Source organism: Flavobacterium agri (genome assembly GCF_013401995.1).
Taxonomy (GTDB): Bacteria; Bacteroidota; Bacteroidia; order Flavobacteriales; family Flavobacteriaceae; genus Flavobacterium; species Flavobacterium agri.
This window is the reverse complement of the sequence record NZ_JACBJI010000007.1, coordinates 64,625-90,417: the sequence shown is the minus strand read 5'-3', so window position 1 is coordinate 90,417 and position 25,793 is coordinate 64,625. Positions and strand designations below refer to the sequence as shown.

General features: G+C 48.2%; 14 protein-coding genes. 8 read left to right on the top strand and 6 right to left on the bottom strand.

What is annotated here, in order from left to right:
- Positions 1–28: 28 nt before the first annotated feature.
- On the bottom strand, positions 29–5,503 hold the full coding sequence (locus HZF10_RS14950; protein WP_176007032.1) for a YDG domain-containing protein: 5,475 nt from the start codon (positions 5,501–5,503) through the stop codon (positions 29–31).
- 152 nt (positions 5,504–5,655) lie between these two features.
- Entirely contained in the window at positions 5,656–8,985 is a 3,330-nt protein-coding gene (locus HZF10_RS14945; protein WP_176007031.1) for a RemA C-terminal-like gliding motility protein, read from the bottom strand.
- 245 nt (positions 8,986–9,230) lie between these two features.
- Here HZF10_RS14945 and HZF10_RS14940 point away from each other — a divergent pair, with 245 nt between their 5' ends.
- The 3 genes from HZF10_RS14940 to HZF10_RS14930 are packed head-to-tail and all read left to right on the top strand — an operon-like array spanning position 9,231 to position 13,415.
- A complete protein-coding gene (locus HZF10_RS14940; protein ID WP_176007030.1) occupies positions 9,231–10,412 on the top strand; it encodes a glycoside hydrolase family 76 protein in 1,182 nt (393 codons plus the stop codon).
- Position 10,413: 1 nt separating this feature from the next.
- Positions 10,414–12,252, top strand: coding sequence for a glycoside hydrolase family 2 protein (locus HZF10_RS14935; RefSeq protein ID WP_176007029.1), 1,839 nt, complete (start codon positions 10,414–10,416; stop codon positions 12,250–12,252).
- Positions 12,249–13,415, top strand: coding sequence for a BT3233 family polysaccharide utilization protein (locus HZF10_RS14930; protein ID WP_176007028.1), 1,167 nt, complete (start codon positions 12,249–12,251; stop codon positions 13,413–13,415). The genes HZF10_RS14935 and HZF10_RS14930 overlap by 4 nt, the downstream gene beginning before the upstream one ends.
- Positions 13,416–13,418: 3 nt before the next feature.
- On the opposite strand, the gene HZF10_RS14925 is transcribed toward HZF10_RS14930, so the two are convergent.
- Both HZF10_RS14925 and HZF10_RS14920 read right to left on the bottom strand, forming a co-directional pair.
- The gene (locus tag HZF10_RS14925; protein WP_176007027.1) at positions 13,419–14,285 is read right to left on the bottom strand and encodes a T9SS type A sorting domain-containing protein; all 867 of its coding nucleotides are present in this window, start codon (positions 14,283–14,285) and stop codon (positions 13,419–13,421) included.
- A gap of 113 nt (positions 14,286–14,398) precedes the next feature.
- Positions 14,399–14,596, bottom strand: a complete 198-nt coding sequence (locus tag HZF10_RS14920; RefSeq protein ID WP_176007026.1) for a hypothetical protein — start codon at positions 14,594–14,596, stop codon at positions 14,399–14,401.
- Positions 14,597–14,872: 276 nt separating this feature from the next.
- On the opposite strand from HZF10_RS14920, the gene HZF10_RS14915 reads away from it, so the two are divergent.
- Both HZF10_RS14915 and HZF10_RS14910 read left to right on the top strand, forming a co-directional pair.
- Positions 14,873–16,147: a glycoside hydrolase 5 family protein gene (locus tag HZF10_RS14915; protein ID WP_176007025.1), complete on the top strand. Its 1,275-nt coding sequence runs from the start codon at positions 14,873–14,875 to the stop codon at positions 16,145–16,147.
- A 60-nt stretch (positions 16,148–16,207) separates the two neighbouring features.
- The gene (locus HZF10_RS14910) at positions 16,208–16,654 is read left to right on the top strand and encodes a hypothetical protein (RefSeq protein WP_176007024.1); all 447 of its coding nucleotides are present in this window, start codon (positions 16,208–16,210) and stop codon (positions 16,652–16,654) included.
- 58 nt (positions 16,655–16,712) lie between these two features.
- Here HZF10_RS14910 and bglX read toward each other — a convergent pair whose 3' ends face one another.
- On the bottom strand, positions 16,713–18,977 hold the full coding sequence (gene bglX / locus HZF10_RS14905; protein ID WP_176007023.1) for a beta-glucosidase BglX: 2,265 nt from the start codon (positions 18,975–18,977) through the stop codon (positions 16,713–16,715).
- 31 nt (positions 18,978–19,008) lie between these two features.
- Entirely contained in the window at positions 19,009–20,088 is a 1,080-nt protein-coding gene (locus HZF10_RS14900) for an SGNH/GDSL hydrolase family protein (protein WP_246282626.1), read from the bottom strand.
- 304 nt (positions 20,089–20,392) lie between these two features.
- On the opposite strand from HZF10_RS14900, the gene HZF10_RS14895 reads away from it, so the two are divergent.
- The 3 genes from HZF10_RS14895 to HZF10_RS14885 all read left to right on the top strand — a co-directional run bounded on the left by HZF10_RS14895 (position 20,393) and on the right by HZF10_RS14885 (position 25,785).
- The gene (locus HZF10_RS14895) at positions 20,393–20,983 is read left to right on the top strand and encodes a TetR/AcrR family transcriptional regulator (protein WP_176007022.1); all 591 of its coding nucleotides are present in this window, start codon (positions 20,393–20,395) and stop codon (positions 20,981–20,983) included.
- Positions 20,984–21,378: 395 nt separating this feature from the next.
- A complete protein-coding gene (locus HZF10_RS14890) occupies positions 21,379–22,509 on the top strand; it encodes an efflux RND transporter periplasmic adaptor subunit (RefSeq protein WP_176007021.1) in 1,131 nt (376 codons plus the stop codon).
- 105 nt (positions 22,510–22,614) lie between these two features.
- Positions 22,615–25,785, top strand: a complete 3,171-nt coding sequence (locus HZF10_RS14885) for an efflux RND transporter permease subunit (protein ID WP_176007020.1) — start codon at positions 22,615–22,617, stop codon at positions 25,783–25,785.
- Positions 25,786–25,793: the final 8 nt, after the last annotated feature.

Genomic DNA, 25,793 nt, shown 5'->3' with positions numbered 1-25,793 from the left:
GCCTTTTCCAAAAAACGAATGAAAATAATTATCGTTTGATCACGCGAAGTGTCTTCAACGACGCGCCTTGAGATGCGATCACGTTGTACACGCCCGACGGATATCTTTCGCCGAATTGTTGTACTTCGATTACATCCGATGCGAATTCTCTTTCTTCGACGAGCTTTCCGATCATGTCGTAAACTTTGACCGAAATCTTATCGTTCGAATCCGTATCCATATCGATAGCAAAGCTTTCGGTATATGGGTTCGGATAAACCACCGCGCGGAAATTCGTCGCAACTGCAGCCGTTTCTTCTTTTGCGATAGCCCTTGCAGCTCCTGGAGCCGTTATCGTACAAGCTTCGCTGAAATCAGACCATCCGCCGGCCGTCATGATGGCCACGCTTACGCTGTATTGTGCGCCAGGTACAAAGTTCGGTACGTTGCTGAATGAGAAATAATGCTGTGAGCGATCGATCAACGTGGTTTCGAACGTCGTCATGTTCGTCAACTGGAAACGATACGAAGTCACGCGGTTCAAACTTGTCGTATGTATCAAAGTACCCGTAGTCGCGATCACCGCACCGCAATTTGCCAATTGAGGAATGGCCGGAGCCGTCACCTGACATGGCTGTCCGTAACCCGAGAACTGTCCGTTGGTCTTCACGGCAACTTCTACAGCATACGTTCTTCCGTACAGATAAGACGAAAGCATCGTCAGAGAGAACCAGTGATAATTACGGTCGATTACCTGTTGGGCGTTGGTTTGCGTATCGGTCACGCGGAAACGGTAAGCCGTCACACCCGGAAGGCTTGTCGTTGCGATCAGCGTACTGATGCTCGGCAACACGATGCCACATTGCGATGGTGTAATCGCTGCCGATCCGCCTTGGTCAAGGATGGCAGGCGTAGAAACTTGGCAAGTCGGACCATAATAGTTGAGCCATTGGCCGTTTCTTCTAAGCTGTACCGAAATGATATAGGTTGTAGCGTAATCGTATGTCGGCAAGTCCGTAAGCTGGAAGTTCGGTACGTTGCGGTCGACGACCTGTTCGGCCAAAGTAGTCGAATTCACGACCTTGAAACGGTAACCGTCTACAGCCGTCGCATAATTCACCGCACCGATCACAGAAGAAATCGTAGCCAAAGTCGTTCCGCATTGTGCAGGCAATACTTGTGAGAAAACTTGGCTGCCTTCATCGATCGTTCCGTCGCAGTCGTCGTCAACTCCGTTATAGGCAATTTCAGTCGCATTCGGATGTACGGCCGCCACAGCGTCGTTACAGTCGGTGTTGTTTACGGAATATCCGCTCGGAGGCGTGTTGGCATCGGCTGCGCAAACCTGTACGGCATTTCCGGTTCCGTAACCGTCACCATCGGCGTCGGCATAGAACGCATAAAGCTGGTTGACGGTAATGTCGGCGCTTCCGCTATTGTTTGTTCCGGCAATGGCATTCGCATCGGTAACAGAAACTATGGTATACGTAGTCGAAGCGGTCGGAGCTACGGTAATAGCGCTTCCGCTGACGTAGGCATTGACCGTGAACGGATTCGTCCCGTCTGTATAAACTACCGTAAATGGAGCTGTCCCGCCTGTAACCGCAACACTTATCGAAGCGTTCTGGCCTGAACAGATCGTCGCGTTTCCTGAAAGCACGGAAGCCGTAGGACCGGTTACCAACGTAAACGGCGTCGTACTGATCGTAGTCGTTCCCGAACCTGAAGCGATCGTCCAGTTTGCAGAATTGTTCACCAATGCCTTATAAGCCGCGAACGTAGGCTGGTTGGTTCTTGAGCCGTTGTATTGTGCACGTGAAGCCGAACTCCCGATGGCAATATTGCCACCCGAAACGTTCAATTGAGAAGGCAAATACGATGAGTTCGAAGAAGCCGTACCCGATGTCATCCAAGTCGATTGTCCGCTAGAACCTTGCATGTACATTCCGTAAAGCAGCGTTCCGTTGAATGTCGTCGGATTCGAGTTCGTGCTGAAATCCGGGTTCGAACCCGAAGTCGCCGCACCTTGATACGCGAAAATGTTATCACCGCTGGCCGACAATCCGTCGAGGTTGCCCGAAACGATCGTTCCCGCAGAAGCCGAAGCCGTTCCGTTGTTGTCGAAAATGCGCACGACAGTTCCCGCAGGAATGATACCTCCGTTGTTTCTCCAGATCACGAAATTCTCTCCGCCTCTTGCGTTATTGGCCGCGTTAGACGAATTCGACGAAAGGAAAGCATTGTCGGTGAATTTGATGATGGTGTTGTTCGACAAATCGACCCAAGTCACGAACGCGAACGTATCGGGCGCGTTCAATTGGAAACCGAGCAGTGAAATGTCGCCTACGGCCAAAACCGACGGGCCTTCCAAAATATCAGCCGACAATCCTGCAGGTTGCGGATCGATGATGTAGTTCGGTCCGTCAGCGCCTGATAAAGTCGCAGTAGACGTCACGGCGATGTCTGCACCGATAGCCGCTTGTGCGAAAACTCCAGTTCCATTCAACGTCACGACATCAGGAGAAATCACGCCCGAAAGCGTTCCCGTAATCGTGGCAACGGTAGTTCCGTCGTATGGTTTATCAACGGCTTGGGCGTTTGTGATCGTAACCGAAGCTACGGTAATATCGGCAGTGATGTCGGTCGGTTGCGTAATCGAATAATTACCCGATTGTGCACCGCTAAGCGTATAGCCCACAACAGTAATCGGTTTTGCAGTCCCGACGTTCTTGTTGTTGAAAGTCGCCGTAGGCGTTCCTGAAACGGTTACAACGTCTTCATTGAGCAACCCGAGGATTTCCGGAGTTCCCGAAAGCGTCGCAACCGTAGTCCTGTCGTATACTTTATTGTTCGCAGACAAGCCTGAAACCGTCACGGCCAACGGCGTGATGTCGGCAGTAAGGTCAGAAGGCTGTTCCAACGTATAATTGAAAGCCGCGCTTCCTTGGAGTGTCAAGTTCGAAGTGACGGCGATGTTATCGGCCACGTCAACAGTAGCGAACGTACCTTCGAAACCAGAAAGCGAAACGTCGTCCGAGTTCACGACTCCGATCAAATCGCCGCCGCTGATCGTTGCGGCATCGGTAGCATCGTAAACTTTATCGTTGGCGACGGCATTTTGTACCGTAAGGTTTTTTGTCGTGATATCGGCTGTCAATCCGGTCGGTTGAGAAAGCGTGTAATTCGCGATCGCCGAACCTTGCAAAGACGATGTCGATGTAACCGCGATATCCGTTCCTACTGTAGTTTGCGCGAAAGTCCCGCTTCCTGCGAGCGTCACGTCATCCGATCCGACGATTCCCGAAAGTGTTCCCGAAACCACGGAATTCGTATTCCCGTCGTACATTTTATCTTGTGCCGAAGCCGAAGCCACGGTCAATTCTTTAGGCAAAACGGTTAGAATCTGGGCTACCGGTTCGGCCGAATCATAGGTCAAATCGCCCGATTGCGTAGCCGTGATCGTAGTCGTTCCCGCATTGTGGATCGTCACTACATTCCCGGAAACCGTGGCCACGTTCTCATCCGAGCTTTCGTAAGAAACCGTCAAATTAGAACTTGCCGTAGCCGTAAGGTTGAAGTTGGCGTCTCCGTAAGTCATGTTGGCCAATGCATCGAATGTGATGGTCTGGGCCTGCAATTCGTCTGCCGAAATATTTGCGGTCAAACCTGTCGGTTGCGTCAGCGTATAGTTGGCGATATCACCCGTGATGAAACTCGTAGAAGTCACCGCGATATTGAGCCCGACGTTTGGCGAAGCGAATGTTCCTTGTGCGACAAGCGTCACTTCATCGGGTGCGATCACACCTAGAAGCGTTCCGGTTATCACAGCGTTCGTATTGCCGTCGAAAACTTTGTTTTGGGCAGTCGCGTTCTCGATCGTCAAGGCTTTGGCCGTGATGTCTGCAGACAATCCGGTCGGCTGGACGAGGTTGTAGTTGGCGGCATCGGCACCGAAAACAGAAGATGCAGAAGTGACGGCGATATCCGTTCCTACAAACGCACTTGCGAAAGTAGCCGATGGATTCAACAACACTTCATCGGGAGAAATCACACCGTTCAAGATAGCGTTCAAAGTCGCTTCTGTGCTGCCATCGTACGTTTTATCGTTTACGGTAACAGAAGTAAGCGTAATATCTTTAGCCGTAATGTCCGCGGTCAAGCCAGAAGGCTGCGTGAGCGTATAACTTGTCGCGTTCGTTCCGCTCAACGTTAATGAAGCCGTTACCGATTTGCCGTTTTCGACAAGGAAATCAGAAAAAGTTCCGTTTCCGCTGACGGTAATCACGTCTCCGTTGACCAATCCGTTTGCGGTTGCGCCCGTAATGGTTGCCGTCGTCGTGCGGTCGTATACTTTATTTTGGGCCGAAGCTCCGGATACTGTAATCGTTTTGGCCGAAACCGTACTGTTCGGGACTGCTTTTGTAGTCGATGCGACGCCCGAAACGAGCGTTACGTTCCCGTTATATATTCCTGCAGTAGTCGTCGATTTCAAACGCACCCAAATCGTGGTGTTGGCTACGTTCCCACCCGATTGCGTAAGCGTTTGAGTAGCTGCGAAACCTGAAGTTCCCGATGTTCTCGAAACCTCGAATCCGGTCGGAGGCGTTACGGTAATATTGGCCGAAAGTCCTGTTCCCGAAGCGGTGAAAGAAGTAGCCGATGAAGCCGTTCCGTAAATCGTGTTCACACCCGCCAAAGTTCCTGTGGCCGAAACCGCCGCGGCGCTCGAAACGGTGATATTCCAAGTCGGGAATGTAGTCGTCGTTCCCGAATTCCCGAACCATTTGGCCGAGTTGGCGAACAATGCCAAAAGTTGTGCAGGCGTACCGGAAACCGTGACGCTTGATGTAGAGGTATTTTGGTTGGCGAAATACGCATTTCCGTAAGTTGCGGAAGGGAAATTCAAAAAGGTAGTTCCCGTAGTCAAATCGTCTGGCGCATAAGTCGTGGAAGAACTTCCTGAACCCGAAGTGGCCAACGCCGCACCGAAATTGACTCCATAAATCAACGTAATTCCAGATTGGCTGGCCCAGTTCGCGGTACTTCCTTGAAAAACGAACAATTGCTCGCCTGAATTGTTTAACGCGAAATTCGCGGGCGAGCTGCTGTTCCAGCCCGTTCCTGTAACGCTCATCCCGGCTGTCCATACCAAAACCGTTCCCGCGGTTCTCGCTCCGGGCGCGGTGTAGGTAATGAAACCTTCTCCGGTTCTTCCGGCAGTGGTCGATGTCATCCCGTTATCGGTCACGTTGATCACGGTATTTTGCTGGATGTCTTTTAGAAGCACCAACGCAAAAGCATCGGTCGTCGCCGGATTCAACGCAATGACAGCTACATCTCCGGGTACGAGAGGCGTTTGTGCCGAAGCCTTTGGCCCAAAAGCCGATATCGACAACATCATACAACACATAAAAAAACTATGCCAGCTTTTGAGTCGGTCGATTTTCACGAACCAAAAGGCGTTGTGAAAACCGTTCCGAGAGAAATTTGGATTCGGTTCCGAATCGGGTAATTTTAATTCCATCAGAGTTATTGTTTATTGTTTTGAATTTTTAAAAGTATTGGGTTTGAAACCCTTAGGCTGCAAGAAATGGTTATGCGTTCGTTAACAAAAAGCGCCCTTGCATTTGGCCGTCTTATTGTGTATTTCGTCGATATTTCAGTTAATCACAAGTATCAGAAAAGCACTTTTCTCGACACGATTTCTCCTCTAGAAGTCGTAATCTGGAAAAAGACCACCTGGTTGCGCAATTCGAACGGGAAAGACAGTTCATTCGAGGACAGGTTGATGAATTCGATGAGTTTTTTTCCGTTTAGATCGAACACCGCAACGTCACGCAAATCGATTCCCGAAGCTTTCACGACGGCGTTTCCATCTTGCTTGAACACTACGATATCCTGTTTTGAAATGCCATCTGGATTTCCGAGAGCCGAATCGGAATAACGGATGCGAAAACGATTGTCGAAAGTGCCCGCTTCCGTCGAAAACGAATACACAGCGTCCTTAAGATTGTGGATGACGCCAAGCGATAGATCTTCAAGGAAAACCTCCTGATTGTCGAATATGCCTTCGGTTTTCATCAAATCAATTTCGAAAGTGCCCGATACACTCGCTCTATAGCCCAAAGGCACTATATCGGAAGTTTGCAACGGCCAGGCACGACCTTCGATCGAAAATCTGTTCTCGCCGCTTACAAAGTAGAAATTGCTCGTAATGCCGCTTTCGAACAGCAAGCCATCGAATCCGTTGTCAAATCCGTTGGTGGCATTTGGCATATAGCCCAAAAGCGCCTGTTTGTAAACGCCTTGTCCATTTTTGAATTCGAGCCAGAAACGGTCTTTTTGAACGGCGGCATTCTTGTAAAACTGGTCGTTGTTGCCCGAAACACGCATCGAATTCTTGAATTTGGCCGTACCCGTGGCAATGCCTTGGATAAAGAACGATTGGCCAGAGGCGATGAACCCGTTCGGGATGTTGTTGTTCGCACCCGATGACGGTGCCGTTCCGGTGCCGCCCGTATAATTGTAAGTCGCATAATCGCTGAAAACGTACTCAAAATCGGTCACGGCGGTATTGTGCGTCCACAGGTAAATCGTAGTTCCCGTTCCTAGCGAAGCCGCGTTGTCTGGATCGGACATGAAAAGATCGGCATCCAAAGCGCTCGGATAAGGATTTCCCAAAAGATTGAAATCGTTCGTACCGTTTACAAAAACCGGAACCGTGTACTCGCCGTTGTTCGGAACTCCGTTGAATGCGGCATGATAAACCACCGGGAAATTCTGGTCGTAATCATCCGGGCCGCGGAAAATATAGCCTATCCCAGGTTGCATCAAGGTCGTATTCGGATTGGCCATGATCCAGTTATAAACATTGGCGTCGAACCAAAAGAACTTGTCCTGGCGCGTCAAAGGCGAAACCCCGATCAACAATTGGTTTTGGACCGGAGACGACCAATACGTGAAGTCGAACTTTCGGATCGGCGTCGTGTCGCGTTTGTAAAAAATCGCGCCCGAATTCGCGACGTCGTTGGTTTGCACGAGGCTCGCATTGTTCTCGAAGGTCAGCGTCCCGGAATTGACGGTCAGTCCGTTGAGCAAAGTCAAGGTGTCGTCGGGCTGGAAATTGACGTTGCCCGAATTCACGATGGCCGAACAACCCTTCAAATCGCCGCTTGAAATGTAATTGCCGTTGAAAATGATGGTTTGCGTACCGTCGGGCGCGCCGTTGCTCCAGGATGTGCCGTTCCAGGTAGTCGATCTGATCGCGATTTCGACCGCATTCGAGAACTCCGTAGTACACGTTGCATTTTGAACCACGGCACGGAAATAGGCAGTTTGGGTAAGTGCGCCAATGGTCAAAGCGGGAAGTGTGGCGGTGTTATTGGCGATATCGGAAACGTTCGTGATAAACGAAACGTCATCGGCTTTTTGCCATTTGACGATAGTTCCGTTGTGTCCCGTCAGGTTAAGATCGGCGGCAAGCGTTCCGGCACAAATCGTTTGGTCTGAAGAAACTGTTCCTGCGACCGTTCCCGGAATCACAGAAAACGCTCCAGATATCGACGTTTTTGCGGCTGGCGTACAGGTTCCGCTTATGATGCAATAGAAATACAATGTTCCGACTGTAGTCGACAATGGCGTGTATGAAGCAGTTTGCGATCCGTTCGCGATTTGTGCGGCCGAAGTAAGAGGTGTTCCGCCAGAAGTCGCGGCCGTCGTATTCGAATACCATTGGTACGACAATCCCGTTCCCGTTGCACCAACCGAAATCGCCGAAAATGCAGTATTCTGACATGTCGATTGCGGAATTGCCGAAGGCTGCGCGCTTATCGCCGGTGCGGTGTTGCGCGTAAAAGTATAGGTCGCACTGGTCTTTGTACAACCGTTTGCATTGGTGTACGTATAGGTAAAAGTCGTCGACGGACCTGAATACGGATTGGCGATGCTATACGTTCCGCCTGCGGGACTTCCGCCGGTAAGCGTGACGGCTCCCGTCGAGCAGGTCGTAATGTTGGTAGCGCTCACGGTCGGCAACGGATTCACGGTAATCACCGCAGCACCCGAATTGCCAGTTCCCACCGCACCGTTCGCAGCCGTTACCGAAACGATCGAATACGTGGTCGTCGATGTAGGCGAAACCGAAATATTGGCATTGCTCGCATAATTGTTCACGGTAAAATTGGTCGTCCCGTTCGTATACACCAACGTGTACGGACCTGTTCCGCCCGTAATCTGTACTTTGATGTTGGCCGAACCGCCGATACAGATCGAAGTCGTACCGCTCATTACCGAGGCCGTCGGGCCTGGCAAAACCGTTCCCGTGATCGCGACGTTGTCGAAACGCCATGTCCCGGCCGTTCCTGCGGTTAGCGTAGGATCGTCGGTGCGTCTGAATTCGGTGGTCGCCTGGTAATAAGCCGCCATGAGACGCACTCCGAAATCGGCGTTGTTGTTCGCTCCCGTAATGGCAGAAAGGTTTACGCTGATGCGTCGGTATTGGTCGCCCGAAGTGTTCGTCTGAAAGCGCCCGTTGTTGATCGAACCGTTACAGAATGTGGTGTTCGCGGCCGTCATCGTAAAATTAGTCCACGTCGAGCCGTTGAGCGTGTATTGAAGTCGTACCGTATTCGGAGCCGTATTCGACCAGCGTTGGTCCCAAGTGAAATTGATATTTTGATAGCCGACGGTCGATGCCGAAAACTGCACGCCATTGGCTTCGTTCGAACTTCCGGGATCGAAAGGTTCCATGGCCCAGGCGTTCGAACCGTTTTGCGCTCCGCAACCCGTTCCGGCCATTCCCGTGCGGATTTGGATGCCAATCGTTCCGCCACCGTTGTTGACGACGGCCGAAGAACCGCTTCCCGTATTAGGCGTCGGATTGTTGAGCGTGCCTTGATAAGGTTCGTATGTCCAGGAGGCGATTTGCGCCTGCGACATATGGAAAGCCAAAAGTAACAGTGCTGAAAAACAGAATTTTATAAAAACCTGAGATAGAGATGGTTTCATTCTTTGCCTATTTATTACGGGCAAAAGTAGAAGGCTGATTTCGAGCTAATCGTCATAAAAAATTATGCTATCATTAACGAATTGTAAAGGTGTATTTCGACTGATTTCTAGTGCATTTCACCGATTTTATTTGGAAGGTTTTTTCACTTTTTCTACGCGCACGATGTAAGAAGACACTTCTATTTTCAATAAAAATGACGGATATTTACAAGGCCAACCTCGGCAACCTCTAAAAAACAACTACAATGACGACAAAACTCCTATTGGCCATGAGCGCGCTGTGCATCCATACAGCGTTCGGCCAGAAAAAGCTCGACAAGTCTATTGGCGATGCGATCGGGACTGCACAAAAACAGTACGCTTTCCTTGCGACTCAGGTCGAACCCGGCGCTTATCCGAAGACATTCGTGAACGGAAAACTCGAAACCAGCGACTCGGGTTGGTGGTGCAGCGGCTTCTATCCGGGCACTTTGCTATATCTGGACGAGGCCAAACCGAATCCGCAACTTAAAAAAGAAGCACTCGATTTCCTTTCTGACCTCAAAAAAGAACAATTCAACAAAACGACGCACGACCTCGGTTTTATGATGTTCTGCAGTTTCGCAAACGCCGAACGCCTGACTCCAAAACCCGAATACGAACAGATTTTGATGAACAGCGCCAAATCGTTGAGCACGCGTTTCAACGAAAAAGCCGGCTGCATCAGATCTTGGGACAGCGCGCCATGGAACAAAGCCGCCAAAGACGAAATGCCCGTGATCATCGACAACATGATGAACCTCGAATTGCTCTTTTGGGCCACGCGACACAGCGGCGACAGTACTTACTATAAAATCGCAACGCGCCATGCCGATACGACGATGAAGAATCATTTCCGTCCCGATTACAGTTCGTATCATGTGGTCGTTTATGGTTTGAATGACGGCAAAGTACACCGGCAGATCACCAATCAAGGCGCGTTCGACGAATCGGCATGGGCGCGCGGACAAGCATGGGGATTGTATGGCTACACGCTCATGTACCGAGAAACCAAAGACAAGAAATACCTGCAGCAGGCGCAACACATAGCCGATTTCATCCTGAACCAGCCGAACCTTCCGAAAGACAAAGTTCCGTTTTGGGATTTCAACGCGCCAGGAGTTCCGAATGCTTTACGCGATTCGTCGGCGGGTGCGATCATCGCCTCTGCCCTACTTGAGCTTTCGAAATATTCCGACAACGAAAAATCGAAAACGTATTTCAATTCCGCAGAAACGATGCTTGCTACTTTGCTGACACCCGAATATTTCGCCAAAGTCGGTGAAAATGGCGGTTATCTGCTCAAACACGGCGTCGGCAACATGCCCAACAAAACCGAAATCGACACGCCTTTGACGTATGGCGATTATTATTTGATCGAAGCCATGAAACGCTATAAATCGTATTGAGATGAAACAGATCGCACTTATTTTGAGTCTTTTCGTATCGATGACCGTTCTTTCTCAAGACGCATTGCTTACGAATACCGACGGCCGCAAAAACGTTTCGCTTAACGGAAAATGGCATTACATCATCGACACTTACGAAACCGGATTTTACGATTACCGCTACAAGGAACGCAAGGAAGACGATCGCTCGGCCTATTGGAACCGCAACGAACAAAAGGCAAAGACCGACCTGATCGAACATACGTACACAGACGAAAACAGCCTCAACGTGCCCGGCGACTGGAATTCCCAGGACAGGCAATTCCTGCATTACGAAGGTACGGTTTGGTACCAACGCGAGTTCGAAAAGCCTCAATTGTCTGACAATGAACAAGTTTATCTGTATTTCGCGGGCGTAAATTACGAGGCTCATGTGTATCTCAACGGAAAGAAACTGGGAACGCACAAGGGCGGATTTACGGCGTTCAACTTCAAAATTCCGACGAATCTGTTACAGGAAAAAGGCAATTTTCTCGTCGTGAAGGTCGACAACAAGCGGCATTCGGACGAAATCCCGACGTTGAACACCGATTGGTGGAATTACGGCGGCATCACACGCGATGTGAAACTCGTGATCGTACCTAAAAATCCGATCGTGCAATACGATATCCACGTCGACCAGAAACAGGACATTTTGGCTTCGATCAAAAAGAAAAGCTTCGATCTGAGCGGATTCGTAAAATTCGATACGTCTGCCGATTCCAAAATCGTCGTGGAAATCCCGGAATTGAAGCTCAAAAAAGAATTCCCAGTCAAAGGCGACAGCATCGCGTTTTCTTTCAAAACGCCTAATATTTCGCTTTGGTCGCCCGAAAATCCGAAGCTGTATGAGGTGATTTTTACCAACGGAAAGCAGCGCATCAGCGAAAAAATCGGTTTCAGGAAAATCGAGGTCATCGGAAAGAAAATCGTACTCAACGGCAAGCAGATCTTTATGCGCGGCATTTCGATACACGAAGAAATCGCGCAGCAAATAAGACGCGCGCACAGCCTTGACGACGCCAAACAACTGCTCGGTTGGGCTAAGGATTTAGGTTGTAATATGGTGCGTTTGGCGCATTATCCGCACAACGAGAACATGACGCGCCTCGCCGACGAGATGGGATTATTGGTTTGGTCTGAAATACCCGTGTACTGGACAATCGATTTCGGGAATCCCGAAGTGCTCAAAAAAGCCGAAAAACAGCTTGAGGAAATGATAGACCGCGACCGCAACCGTGCATCTATCGTGATTTGGTCGGTCGGGAACGAGACGCCTGTGAGCGAAAAACGCACCGTTTTTATGAGCACATTGGCCAAAAAAACCAAACTTCTCGACAATTCGCGCTTGGTTTCGGCCGCTTTGGAAGTGAACCACAAAGACAACAAGAACGTGATCGACGATCCGTTAGGCGCGTTTACCGACATTATTTCGGTCAATGAATATTTAGGTTGGTATGTCGGTTTGCCCAACGATTGCGAAACGGCCGTGTGGGAAGTGAAGTACGACAAACCGTTTTTCATCAGCGAGACCGGAGCCGACGCCAAAGCCGGATTCCATGCGGACAAGCTCACGCGCTTCAGTGAAGAATACCAGGAATGGTACTATCAGGAGCAAATCGATATGTTTTCGCGTTTCCCCGATAATTTCAGCGGATTGTCGCCTTGGATCTTGTGCGATTTCCGAAGTCCGAAACGCAACAATCCTTTATATCAGCAGCTTTGGAACAGAAAAGGGCTTATCGCCGACAACGGACAGAAAAAGAAGGCGTTTTTCGTATTGCAGGAATTCTATCGCAAACTTAAAGCATCGGGCAAATGAAAAGCGTGTTATCGATTTTAACGTCGTTAAGTTTCATAACCGCTTTTGGTCAGCAACGACTTAAAGTCGAGGTCAGGAACGAACTGGACTTCGAGCGAAAGGAAATCGTCGGAATCAAGACGAGTGAGTTGACAAAATTCCTTTCGGATAAAAATCAACAAGACATCCGCATTTCAGACGGCAAACAAAATCTTGTGCTGCAATGGATCGACAACGATTCGGACGGCGCTTCTGATGAATTGCTTTTTCAAGCCGATGTCAAAGCCAAATCGAAGACTACATATACCCTTTTTGCAGACGTTTCTCAGCCAGTTCCGACGTCTGCAATCAAAACGTTCTCGAGATTCGTCCCCGAACGCACAGACGATTACGCCTGGGAAAACGACAAAGTCGCGTTTCGCACGTACGGACCCGATGCCCAAAGACGCGTCGAGCAAAAATTGCCCAACGGCACGCTTTCGAGCGGCATCGACGTGTGGCTCAAACGCACCGAAAAACCGGTAATCGACAAATGGTATGCAGGTTATGCTTCGGACGGGAATTTTTACCACAAAGACCGCGGTGAAGGTTACGATCCTTATCACGTCGGCGGCAGTCGCGGCACAGGCGGATCGGGTATATGGATAAACGATTCGCTCGAGGTTTCAAAAAATTTCATTGATTATAAAACCATCGCAACCGGACCTTTGCGCACGGTTTTCGAACTCGAATACGCGCCTTGGGGTCGCTTCGGTATTTCGGAAACCAAACGGATTTCGCTCGATTTGGGCAGCAATTTCTCAAAATTCGAAGTATCATATAGGTCAGGACGGGCGATTCCCAATTATACTGTCGGAATCACATTACACGACGGCAAAGGACAAGTCGAAACGCATCCCGAACACGGTTGGTTCCGATATGCCGAAACCATAGACGGGACGCTTTTGTGTGAAGGAATCGTCGTGAAACCAAAACTTATTTCGGAATCGAAAGTCATCCGATCAGGAATTCCTGATGCCGATCACATCCTTATTCTACTTGACCCGAACAAAAAAATCGAATATTTCGCAGGATTCGCGTGGGCGAAAAGCGATCAGATAAAATCGGTAGAAGATTGGGACAAAATGCTAAAAGAAAAGGCCAGATGTCTGGCCAGTCCTTTAACAATAGTCGTGTTGAGATGAAGTTTAGTCTTTGATGAATTTCAAGTTCTTGTGCTGCGTATCGGACGTAATCTGCATGATGTAAACGCCCGAAGACAGAGAGCCCATGTCTATTTTGCCTGTATTTGAATTCGGTTTGGCCTGCAACAGCTTCTTGCCCGTAATATCGTATACATCCACTTGAGAAATAGTCGTATCGGAATGGAACTGCAATTCTGATTTTACGGGATTAGGATAAAACCCGAAAGCCATTCCAGCACCCGGATTTCCTACAGAAAGGTTGCAATCGGGGTTCATTCCGACGGCCGTAGGCAGCGACGTATCTTCGCTGTCGGGGCATACTTCGGGCGAGGCCGTCACGTAATAATTACCCGGTTGGGTCACGATAAGCGTCGTGTTGGTCGCGCCGTCAATCGGATTGCCGTTGTTGTACCATTGAATGTTGGTCGTGTAAGGCATGCCTACCGAAAATTCGATGGATGCGCCTTGGCAAAGCAAAAGCGTCCCGTTGTTCGGGTCGATCGTGACTTCGTTTTCGTCGAAAGACTGAATCGTGAAAATCGGCAGGAACGCATAACCGTCTATCAACAAAGCGTTCGATTGGTATGTCGAGCCGTCCAAAGTGACCTGCACGCGGATTTCGGTAACGCTGTAATTGTAATAATCATAGGTGAACGTCGCATCGTCCGCATTCGGAATGTTCTGGAAAGGATCCGATGTGAACGCAAAGCGATATTGCCATTGGTAAGAATCGTACGCTTGATCGGTCACGATGTATGCGGTTCCGAAGCCATTCGGACATAACATCGTATCGCCTGCTATTATCGGCTCCTGACCGAACAGCGTTAATGAAAAAAGTGCCAGTAAGGCCGAAAGTAATGTTGTTTTCATAGGTCGATTAATTTTTCATAAAGTTAACGTTGACCTAACGAAAAGCCTAATAATCAGGCGCGACAAAGTGTGACATAAAAAAACCGGAGCAAAAACCCCGGTCCCAAAAAGCCTTACAAAGCGTAGATTTTGCCGATGTCCTGAAGACTGGACAACGTACTTGGCGTTTCGGTGACGCTTTCGTCCGATATGACGGTCGTTAGGATCAGCGCGTCATCGCTCTGCAATTCTTTTTGGACGTTTTGTTGTGCGTGGATTTGCGTACAGCTACATCCGATGGAAAGCCCTAGCATTTTTATGATTGATTTCATGGGTAATGGTTGTTAGTTGATGGTTACAAATTTACCTAACAACGTTAGATAATCTAATTGTATTATTATAGATAATGGCCGTAGTTGAAACAGTTTTTGTTTATATATACTGATTTTCAATAGTTTACATATTTTGTTTTAACTTAATTTTGGCTAATACGATTCATCAACTAATAATTACTGGCTTGTATGCTATCACTAAATCAAAGAACCGACACTACCAAATTCGGCCTTGTCAAATCGGATTTCCTATTTTTACGGAAACCAATCCAACTAATGAAAAAATACCTTCTACTGTTCTTTATCTGCACACAACTGTGCGCCCAAAAACAATTCGTTACTGTCGAAAACGCCCAATTCGTCAAAAACGGAAAACCCTATATGTACATCGGAGCCAATTATTGGTATGGCGCGTTGCTGGCTTCTAAAAAATATGGTGACCGCGAACGCCTCAAACGTGAACTCGACGTGATGAAATCGAACGGCATCACCAATTTGAGAATCATGGTCGGAGCCGACGGCGGCACATACGATTACACCGTTCCGTACGCCATGCAGCCCAAACAAGGCCAATACGATGCCGAAACTTTCGACGGGCTCGACTATTTGCTATCTGAAATGGAAAAACGCAATATGGTAGCCGTGCTCTACCTGACCAACAATTGGGAATGGAGCGGCGGTATGGCACAATATCTGGAGTGGAATGGAAAAGACGAAATCCCGAATCCGAACATCAGGCCCGAAAATACGTGGCAGGTCTTTATGGATTACGTGGCCCAATTCCATACGTGCGAGCCTTGCAAATCCGCGTTGGAGCAACACATCCGCAAAGTTTTGACGCGAACGAACACCTACACCAAAAAGAAATACACCTCAGATCCGGCGATTATGGCCTGGCAGGTCGCCAATGAACCTCGTATTTTTAAGGTCGAAAACGAGGCCGCGTTTACCGATTGGCTCAACAAAACGGTCGACCTTATCGAAAGTTTAGACAAAAACCACCTGATTTGCACGGGTTCTGAAGGAAGCGCCGGATCGAATGCCGACATCAACACTTTCGAACGCACGCACAACAATTCCAAAATCGATTACCTGACCATGCACATCTGGCCAAAAAACTGGCAATGGTACGATCATAAGGATGAAAAAGGCACGTTGCCTGTTGCAATCGAAAAGGCCAGCAAGTATATGGAAGAACATATTGCCGTGGCGACGCGCCTCAAAAAACCGATCGTCGTTGAGGAATTCGGGCTACCGCGACGAGACGAAAGCCTCGACCCGAAATCGAACACCGACAGCCGCAACGCCTTTTATACGATGTTTTTCGAAAGGCTCGCCAAAAGCAAAAAGAATGGTGAGCTATTAAAAGGTGTCAACTTTTGGGGATTCGGAGGCGAAGGAGTTGCAAAAAACGAAAAAGGCAAATGGAATTCGGGCGATCCTTTTACGGCCGATCCACCTCAGGAACCACAAGGCTTGAACACGGTTTTCTCGTCCGATAAGGAATTGCTGGACATCATCAAAAACTATAACGCCCGACTCGCCAACTAAGATGTTAACGTCTATCGGCACAAATCAATTTTTATTTACCTTCGCCACAAATCCAGTTTTATGAAAATGCGTTTCGCCCTGTTGATCTGTCTCTTTTGCGTAGTTTCGGCATCGGCTCAAATTCGAAGAAACAGTACCGGAATCAACGCCATTGATCAGCAACACGATATGCAAGGCTCGAACAAAGGCCCTACACCAGAGGAACAGCTCAATACGACCATGCAAAAAATCACGGCCGACGTCGGATTGAACGGTTTACAGGAAGCGGCCATCCGCAACATTTTGAAAGAGCAGATGGTGCAACTTACGGCCTTGCGTCAGGATTCGCGTCCGGAATCCGAGAAAATGGATGAGGCGCGTCTGATTTCCGAAAAAAGTGACAAAGAAATCCAATCGCTTCTGGATCCGGGTCAACTCGAAAAATACAACGCGTTGAAAGAAGAATTGCGCTCGGGCAAGAAAAAGAAGAAGAAAAAAGAAAAAGACCAGGAAACGGTTCACGAATAACAAAAAGCCCCGACTTGAATCGGGGCTTTTTTTATTCTTTACTTTTATTTTTTATTCTTTATTGGAGTTCGAATTTGGATTCGAGTACATCTTGGGAGTTCGTTCCGACGTAAATTTTGAAACTGCCTGCTTCGACAAGGAAATTACCATCGTTGTCAAAGAATCCGAGCTCTTTTTCGGTCAACGTGAATGAAACCGTTTTGCTCTCGCCTTTCTTGAGCGGAACGAGTTCAAAACCCTTCAACTCCTTCACCGGACGCGCCAAGCTCGCCACTTCGTCATGTATGTAAAGCTGCACAACTTCTTTTCCGTCAAAATCGCCTGTATTCTTGACATCTACCGAAACTTTTATCGGTTCTCCTTTTTTATACGAAGTCTTGTCAATCTTGAGGTTCGAATACGCAAATTTGGTATAGCTAAGGCCGAAGCCGAACGGGAAAAGCGGCATTTTATCGACATCGGAATAATGCGACCAGAACACGGTTTCGGTCTTTCCGCCACGTCCGGTGCTGTATTGGTTGTAATAGATGGGAACTTGCCCGACGTTTCTCGGGAACGACATCGTCAATTTTCCTGACGGATTGTAATCGCCGTAAAGCACTTGAGCGACGGCATTTCCGGTTTCGGTTCCCAAATGCCACGCTTCCACGATCGCCGGAATGTTCGCCTTAGCCCAATCTAGTACCAACGGACGGCCATTGTTAAGCACGAGTACTATATTTCTGTTGACTTTGAATATTTCCTCGAGCAATTCTTGTTGCACGCCAGGCAGGTCAAGATTCGTACGGCTTCTCGCCTCTCCGCTCTGGAATCCGATTTCGCCAAGTACCATGATTACCACATCGGCCGACTTTGCTACATTTTTGGCGGCTTCGAAACCGCTTTTGTCTGTAGTGTTTATGTTGACTTCTGTCGTGAACGAAGTTGCGCCCACAGAAACATCGGCCCCTTTTTCATACACGAGCGAATTGCCTTTGTACTGTTTGAGACCTTCGTAAACCGAAACGGCCGAATTATCGTCGGCAGCGATTCTCCAGCTTCCTAGCGGACTGTTCTTGTCGTTGGCCAAAGCACCGATAAGCGCGATTTTTTGTCCCGATTTCTTGAGCGGAAGCAGATTGCCGTCGTTCTTGAGCAGCACGATCGATTTTTTCGCCATGTCGAGAACGGCGTCGCGGTTGGCTTTCTGTCCGATCGTGGTTTCGCGTTTCTCGTCGCAATAGCGATACGGATCGTCGAAAAGACCGAGCTCGAACTTCACGCGAAGGATGCGTTTTGCCGCATCGTCTATAACCGAAGCTTCTACCTTTTTGTCTTGAACCAATTTGACGAGATTTTCTACGTAAGCGTTCGATTCCATGTCCATATCCGAACCCGCATTGACGGCTTTCATTGCAGCGTCGTAGCCGTTATTGGCGTAACCGTGGTCGATCATTTCGCCAATCGAACCCCAATCGGAAACCACGAAACCTTTGAATCCCCATTTTCCTTTAAGGATGTCGCGCTGAAGGAACTTACTACCTGTTGCGGGCATGCCGTTAAGGATGTTGAACGAGTTCATAAACGTACGCGCGCCGGCATCGCTCGCGGCTTTGAAAGGAGGCAATACGACATTATACAAGGTGTTGTTGCCGATGTCGACCGTATTGTAATCGCGTCCGGCTTCTGCAAAACCATAGGCCGCGAAGTGCTTGGCGCATGCGATGATGTTGCTGTTTTTGGACAAATCGCCCTGAAAACCTTTTACGCGCGCTTCGGCGATTTTCGAACCGAGATAGGTGTCTTCGCCTGCACCTTCCATCACGCGTCCCCATCGGGCGTCTCGTGAAATGTCGACCATTGGCGCGAACGTCCAGTTGATTCCGGCGGCAGACGCTTCATCGGCAGCGACCGAAGCCGATTTTCGGATGGCTTCCAGATCCCAACTCGCCGATTCTGCCAATGGTATCGGACTCAGCGTCTTGTATCCGTGGATCACGTCGAACCCGATGATAAGCGGAATGCCCAATCGGCTTTGCTCGACAGCGATTTTCTGCACGGCGCGCACTTCTTTGACGCCTCTTACGTTTAGCATCGATCCGACGCGGCCTTTTTTGAGGTCGTCGTATTTCTTTTCGGCATTACCGCCTTTTGGTGCCGGTCCGGTGACGTTCCAGAAACCGTTGTACTGGTTCATCTGACCCACTTTTTCCTCGAGCGTCATTTCCTTGAGCAACAAATCGACACGCTGGTCGATCGTTTTGGACTTGTCGGTCCACGGCCGTTGCTGCGCACAAATACCCATAGAGATGAGCAAGGCGGCGGCCATTGTCATTTTTTTCATGATTTTTAGAAGTTATAGAGGTTTGCAATTGTCATTTGAGCTCGAGCAGCCGCTTGAATACGGGTTCGAGTTGTTCGGCCATCTGCCTGTGGTCGTTTATGTCGGGGTGGTTGCCGCAACCTTGGGGTGTCATCGGTTTGAATTCGAAAAGTTCGATGGGCTTGTGGGTTTTGTCTGAAGCGAAATTCGAGATCACTTCTTTGAGGCATTTGACCAAAACGGTGTTCTTTTTGCCCGAAATCATTGGGCTGGTAAGCAATACGATACGGGTTTTAGGATAGCGTTTGTAGATTTTTTTGATGAAGTTCACGTAATTGGAAACGTACTTTTTCTCATTGAACGCAAGGCGCGGTTTTCTGCCGTCTCCATCGGATAAATCGTTAGTCCCGAGACCAATGCTGACCAAATCGGGTTGGTATTTCGCATCGAATTTCTTGGACGTGTCTTTGTTCAGGTAAAGGTTTTCATACACGTCGGGCATGATCGGTTCGATTTGGTTCTCATCGTTCCAGTTCCTGTAAATGCCGATTCCGGAAACCGAACTCAATAAAAAATCGAATTTGAGCGAACGTGACAAAATCGGTCCATACGCCCAATATGCGTTGTGTTGGTCGAACCACTCGCCTTTATCGCATGGCACCTGAAGTACGTCATTGCCCATTCCCGATGTTATGGAATTGCCGATGAATTCAACTTTTTTTGGTGTACCGATTTTGAATTTGGTGATGTTTTCCGCTTTCGCGCCATTAAAAACGACAACTCCATTTGCTGCTTCGGTCGCTTTGAAAATGCGCAAGGTGTGCTGTTTGTAATTTTTGGAAACAGGAACGTTGTAGTCTTTTGCCGAACCTGCTTCTATGCGATATCGTCCGATATAGTCGCCATCGAGTTCCAGGGAAACATAATTGTGGTTCGCCGTGGCGTTTTGAAGTGAAATGCTGCAATTCCTTCCCCTGAAATTGAAACTGACCGACGAGGCCGATCCTATAAGCAGTACTTTGTTGTCTTTTGTGGTTTCGATTCGCCCGGTTGTAGTGTAAGGTGATTCTGTTTTTTGGGATGTACCAAACGATGCCAGCACAAAAAGGCCGACGACAAGAATTCGCATCATGATTAGAGGTTTATCTTGTAAAAATACGTGAAAGTTGATTTGGATACCCAATAATTTAGGATTTCTCCATATGCCTTATTGGTCAATGTCAATTGACTAATTGAAAGAAAAACAGTGCGGTTTAGACAAAAATTGAAAATATTCCCGTAAACGAAATTTTATTAACCCCAACAAAATCAGCACTTTTAGGGGATAATAATCAAAAACTGTCGGTTTGATAGTTAAAAACGATACAAAAAAATTGTAACCGTAAAATCATTTGATTTAACTTTGCCTAACATTGTTAGATTTATTTATTCTTGTTATGGGAAGTAAGGACAGGATTCTTAGGCAGAAGGAAGAAACGAGATGTAAAATTCTCGAGGCTGCTTACAGAATCGTAAAGGCAGAAGGCTGGCAAGGATTGAATATGCGAAAAATTGCCGATGATATAGAATATACACCACCGGTAATTTATGAGCATTTTTCGAATAAGGATGCCATTTTGATGGAAATCACTAAGAAAGGTTTTCTTCAATTATATAACGAGTTGAAAGATCTCAAAGATCAGATTTCAGATCCTGAGGAGCTACTCGAGGCAATGTGGATGAATTTTTGGGCGTTTGCGTTCAAGAACCGCGAAATGTATCAGGTGATGTTCGGAGTCGAAATGACCTGTTGTATGATGAAAGTGCCAGAAGCGGAATTACAATACAATTTGTTTCTGGATGCTATCGGAAACGTGATGAACGGTTATCCGATACCCGATGTAGTCAAGCAAAAATATTTTACATTGTTTTCTGTCGTACACGGTTTGATCTCGATCAATATTGTCGGAAACGGCCTCGATGGAGAAATGAATACGCAAATCCTCAAGGATGCGATAAGTGGAATAATCCGATCGCTGAAAGATTAAAAAGCTTCTTGGTAATTTTAAAAAGTCACCAAGAATCAAAGATCAAAATTTATATACGCATCATGCGGGAAGTAGGTTTTGATTTTTTTAAAGCGAGTTGGTTAACACTGTTAAGTAAGATAACCGAGATAATAAATTGAAATAAGAAGGCATCGCTTTAAATTTTTTTTGAAGGATGAACTTTTTGTAAAATTATAGAATCGCGGGTCTTTTAAGTTAACGCTGTTAGAAAAAATAACCTAAATAAAACAATAGCTATGAGAATTATTGTCAAACGTTGTAAAGCCTGTGTGCGACTTTTTGCACGCGCCAATCTGGACAAGGCGCATTTCCTTTCAAACTAATCATCAAAAACATCAATCAATTCAATCCATCCATATTTAATACTCCACAAAATGAAAAATAGTTTGTTTTTTTATGCGATAGGCGCACTCATTATAACAGCTTGTGCCCACAATCAGGCTAGCGCTCCTCAAGCCGCTGCGCCTGCCCTACCGGTAATCAGCATCGCCAATACCGACGCCGTAACCGACGCAGAATTTCCTGCTGCTTTACAAGGTACGGTCGATATAGAAATCCGTCCTCAAGTAAGCGGTAATCTTGAAAGAATCCTCGTAGACGAAGGAGCTTATGTAACCAAAGGCCAACCGCTATTCAAAATCAACGAACAACCGTTCCGCGAACAATTGAACAATGCGACCGCACAATTGCGCGCCGCCGAAGCCGCCCAAACCAACGCTCAACTCGAGGTAGAAAAACTAACCCCGTTAGTTGCCAATAACGTTGTTTCGGACTATCAGCTCAAAACAGCGAAAGCAGCTTTTAAAATTGCTACGGCTAATGTTGAGCAAGCACGTGCTGCCGTAGGTTCGGCAAAGATTAACCTCGGTTATACGAGTATTTCGGCCCCGGTTAGCGGTTATATCGGACGTTTGCCAAAAAAACAAGGCAGCCTCGTTTCACCGGCAGATTTCGAAGCAATGACAACTTTGTCTGACGTGCACGAAGTTTATGCTTACTTCTCACTGGGCGAATCCGACTTCATCCGTTTCAAAACCGATCACGAAGGCGCGACCTTGAACGAGAAGTTGAAAAAATTGCCTGCCGTAAAATTGGTACTTTCAGACAATTCGGCCTACGAACAAACAGGGCGCATCGACATGATCGACGGCCAATTCGACAAAACTACCGGAGCGATCACACTTCGCGCCAAATTTCCGAACGCCAAAGGACTTTTGCGCTCCGGAAATACAGGGAAAGTATTGTTGAGCCTGCCACATAGCGACGCCATTTTGGTACCTCAGGAAGCGACCATCGAAATACAAGATAAGATTTTTGTATTTACCGTAGACAAATCGAACAAAGTTTCGAAGCAACCGATTGCGGTTTCCGGTAAAACCGACAATTCCTATCTCGTCGAAAGTGGCGTAAAACCTGGCGACCGAATCGTTTTCAAAGGATTCGAGAACCTTCAGGAAGGCGCCATCATCAAACCCGAAGAAGAGAAAATTCTGGCCAAGAACTAAGCCTTAACCCAAGGGAATCAGACTGTTTCCGGTTGTCACAAGCAGCCGGACAGGACTTCCCTATCCTATTCGGAACAATTTTTAAAAACTCACACACAAGAAAACATGTTCAAAAAATTCATAGAACGCCCCGTATTGGCAACGGTAATCTCGATTTTGCTCGTGATTGTCGGGATCTTGGGGCTTACCAGACTTCCGCTTCAACAGTTTCCTGACATCGCGCCTCCGGCCGTACAGGTGACCGCCTTCTATCCGGGCGCCAACGCGGAAACCATTTTACGCTCGGTCGCACCGTCTCTGGAAGAAGCCATAAACGGTGTCGAAAACATGAGCTATATGAGCTCTACCGCCAGTAACGACGGGTCATTGGTCATCACCGTTTACTTCAAGCTCGGCACAAATCCCGATCAGGCAGCGGTAAACGTACAGAATCGCGTGTCCCAGGCGGTAAGCCAGTTGCCTTCGGAAGTCGTGCTTGCCGGAATCACCACGACCAAGCAGCAAAACAGCTTGATCATGGTCGTCGATATGTATTCGGAAGACGAAAAACAATACGACCAAACCTTCCTTGCCAACTACGCACAAATCAACATCATCCCTGAAATCAGGAGGATTCCGGGCGTAGGACAATCACTCATTTTCGGCGGAAACAAAGATTATTCGATGCGCGTGTGGCTCAAGCCGTCGCAAATGGCCTCGTACAATCTGACTCCGAAAGAAGTCATCGGCGCGATCCAGGACAAAAACCTCGAAGCCGCTCCCGGTAAATTCGGCGAAAGCAGCAAAGAAGCGTTCGAATACGTGATCAAATACAAAGGGAAACTCAACAAGCCTGCCGAATACGAAAACATCGTCATCCGTTCGAATCCCGACGGTTCGGTATTGCGCTTGAAAGACGTCGCCAAAATCGAATTCGGCGCTTACACTTACGGAAATTATACTCGTACGAACGGAAAACCCGGCATCAACATCGCCACGATGCAGCTCGCCGGATCGAACTCGAACGAAATCCAGATCGCGATCGCCGATCTGATGAAAAAAGCAGAAAAAGACTTCCCGAAAGGCGTCAAATATCTGATTCTCTACAACACCAAAGATTCACTCGACGCGTCGATCAAACAAGTCGTTTCCACTTTGGTAGAGGCGTTTGTCCTCGTATTTATCGTGGTATTCCTGTTCTTGCAGGATTTCCGATCGACGATCATTCCGGCCATCGCGGTTCCGGTCGCGATTTTGGGAACATTCTTCTTCATGTCCGTATTCGGATTCTCGATCAACCTGCTTACGCTGTTCGCGCTCGTCTTGGCCATCGGTATCGTCGTCGATGACGCGATCGTGGTCGTCGAGGCCGTACACGCGAAGATGGAACACCGGCATTTACCGCCAAAAACAGCCACCATATCGGCGATGAGCGAGATCACGGGGGCGATCATTTCGATCACGCTGGTCATGGCGGCCGTGTTCCTTCCCGTAGGATTTATGGAAGGCTCGACAGGGGTTTTCTACCGTCAGTTCGCGTTCACTTTGGCGATCGCGATCGTGATTTCGGCTTTGAACGCGTTGACGTTGAGTCCGGCGTTGGCAGCTTTATTCCTTAAAGAACCGAACCATTTCGGGGAAGCGCCATCGGAAAAGAAATCGTTCAAGGAAAAATTCTTTATCGGATTCAACAAAGGATTCGACAAATTGACCAACAATTATATCGGAAGCCTTCGTTTCCTAACACGTCACAAATGGTTAAGCCTTGGCGGGTTGGCCGTCGTGATCGTCGCAACGGTCATCATGGTGAAACGCACACCGACAGGATTCATCCCGTCTGAAGACCAAGGATTCATCGCGATCTCGATGTCGATGCCGGCCGGAGCGTCTTTGGAAAGAACCACGAAAGTCGTTCAGGAAGCCGAAGCGATCTTGCAGAAACTGCCGTCACAACGCACCATCATGGGATTGTCTGGTTTCAATATGTTGACCCAATCTTCGAGTCCGTCGTCTGCAGTCGCGTTCATCTTGCTCAAAAAAGCGGGCGAACGTGGAGCAATCGACGACATTAACGAAATCATGGGTGACGTACAAGACAAACTCAGTGCGATCAAAGGCGCGAATTTCTTCGTGTTCACCTTCCCGACCGTTCCCGGATTCAGCAACATCGACGGACTCGATTTCGTGCTGCAGGACAAAACCGGCGGAAGTCTGCAAAAGTTCAGCGGCATCAAGGATAAATTCCTAGGTGAATTGATGAAACGACCTGAAATCGGGTTCGCGTTCTCATCGTTCAAAGCCGATTTCCCTCAATACGACATGCAGATCGACGACGTAAAGGCCGAGCAATTGGGCGTAAGCGTAAAAGACATCACGCAGACGATGCAGGCCTACTTCGGTTCGGCCCAAGCGTCGGATTTCAACCGATTCGGTAAATATTACCGCGTCATGGTACAGGCCGACAAAGATTCCAGAAACGAAATTTCTTCATTGGACGGAATTTTCGTGAAGAACCGCACAGGCGAAATGGTACCGATCAAAACGCTCGTCAAATTGGAACGCGTTTACGGACCTGAAAACGCATCGCGATACAACTTGTTCAACTCTATCGGAGTCAATGCGATCGCCAAACCAGGTTACAGCTCGGGCGATGCGATCCGCGCAGTCGAGGAAGTCGCCGCCCAAACCTTGCCTTTCGGTTACGGATTCGAGTTTTCGGGTATGACGCGCGAAGAGATTTCATCGGCTGGACAATCGACCGTGATTTTCATCTTATCGTTGTTGTTTATCTATTTCCTATTGGCCGCACAATACGAAAGCTATGTATTGCCACTTGCAGTCATACTTTCAATACCTACGGGCGTTTTCGGAGTGTTCGCAGCGATCGGCCTGACCGACATTTCGAACAACATCTACGTTCAGGTTGCTTTGATCATGCTTATCGGATTACTCGCCAAAAACGCGATCCTGATTGTGGAATTTGCGGCTCAAAGGCGACGGTCGGGCAAATCGCTCGTGGCATCTTCGCTTGAAGCTGCCAAGTTGCGTCTGCGTCCGATCATCATGACGTCTTTGGCTTTCGTGGTCGGTTTGTTGCCGATGATGCGCGCCAAAGGCCCGTCTGCACAGGGTAACCACTCGATCAGTATCGGTGCTGCGGGCGGTATGATTACGGGAGTCGTACTCGGAATTTTGATCATTCCGGTGCTGTTCATCGTATTCCAATACCTGCACGAAAAAGTTTCGTCTAAAAAACCGGTACAATCTCAACCTGAAACCGAAATCGTACACGCCTAAAATCCTGA

Bases quoted from the DNA above. Each gene is read 5' to 3' on its own strand.
- HZF10_RS14935 (WP_176007029.1), top strand. From the start codon at position 10,414: ATGAAACAGATCGCACTTATTTTGAGTCTTTTCGTATCGATGACCGTT.
- HZF10_RS14930 (WP_176007028.1), top strand. From the start codon at position 12,249: ATGAAAAGCGTGTTATCGATTTTAACGTCGTTAAGTTTCATAACCGCT.
- HZF10_RS14890 (WP_176007021.1), top strand. From the start codon at position 21,379: ATGAAAAATAGTTTGTTTTTTTATGCGATAGGCGCACTCATTATAACA.
- HZF10_RS14900 (WP_246282626.1), bottom strand. From the start codon at position 20,088: ATGATGCGAATTCTTGTCGTCGGCCTTTTTGTGCTGGCATCGTTTGGT.
- bglX (WP_176007023.1), bottom strand. From the start codon at position 18,977: ATGAAAAAAATGACAATGGCCGCCGCCTTGCTCATCTCTATGGGTATT.
- HZF10_RS14945 (WP_176007031.1), bottom strand. From the start codon at position 8,985: ATGAAACCATCTCTATCTCAGGTTTTTATAAAATTCTGTTTTTCAGCA.
- HZF10_RS14920 (WP_176007026.1), bottom strand. From the start codon at position 14,596: ATGAAATCAATCATAAAAATGCTAGGGCTTTCCATCGGATGTAGCTGT.
- HZF10_RS14950 (WP_176007032.1), bottom strand. From the start codon at position 5,503: ATGGAATTAAAATTACCCGATTCGGAACCGAATCCAAATTTCTCTCGG.
- HZF10_RS14885 (WP_176007020.1), top strand. From the start codon at position 22,615: ATGTTCAAAAAATTCATAGAACGCCCCGTATTGGCAACGGTAATCTCG.
- HZF10_RS14895 (WP_176007022.1), top strand. From the start codon at position 20,393: ATGGGAAGTAAGGACAGGATTCTTAGGCAGAAGGAAGAAACGAGATGT.
- HZF10_RS14915 (WP_176007025.1), top strand. From the start codon at position 14,873: ATGAAAAAATACCTTCTACTGTTCTTTATCTGCACACAACTGTGCGCC.
- HZF10_RS14940 (WP_176007030.1), top strand. From the start codon at position 9,231: ATGACGACAAAACTCCTATTGGCCATGAGCGCGCTGTGCATCCATACA.
- HZF10_RS14910 (WP_176007024.1), top strand. From the start codon at position 16,208: ATGAAAATGCGTTTCGCCCTGTTGATCTGTCTCTTTTGCGTAGTTTCG.
- HZF10_RS14925 (WP_176007027.1), bottom strand. From the start codon at position 14,285: ATGAAAACAACATTACTTTCGGCCTTACTGGCACTTTTTTCATTAACG.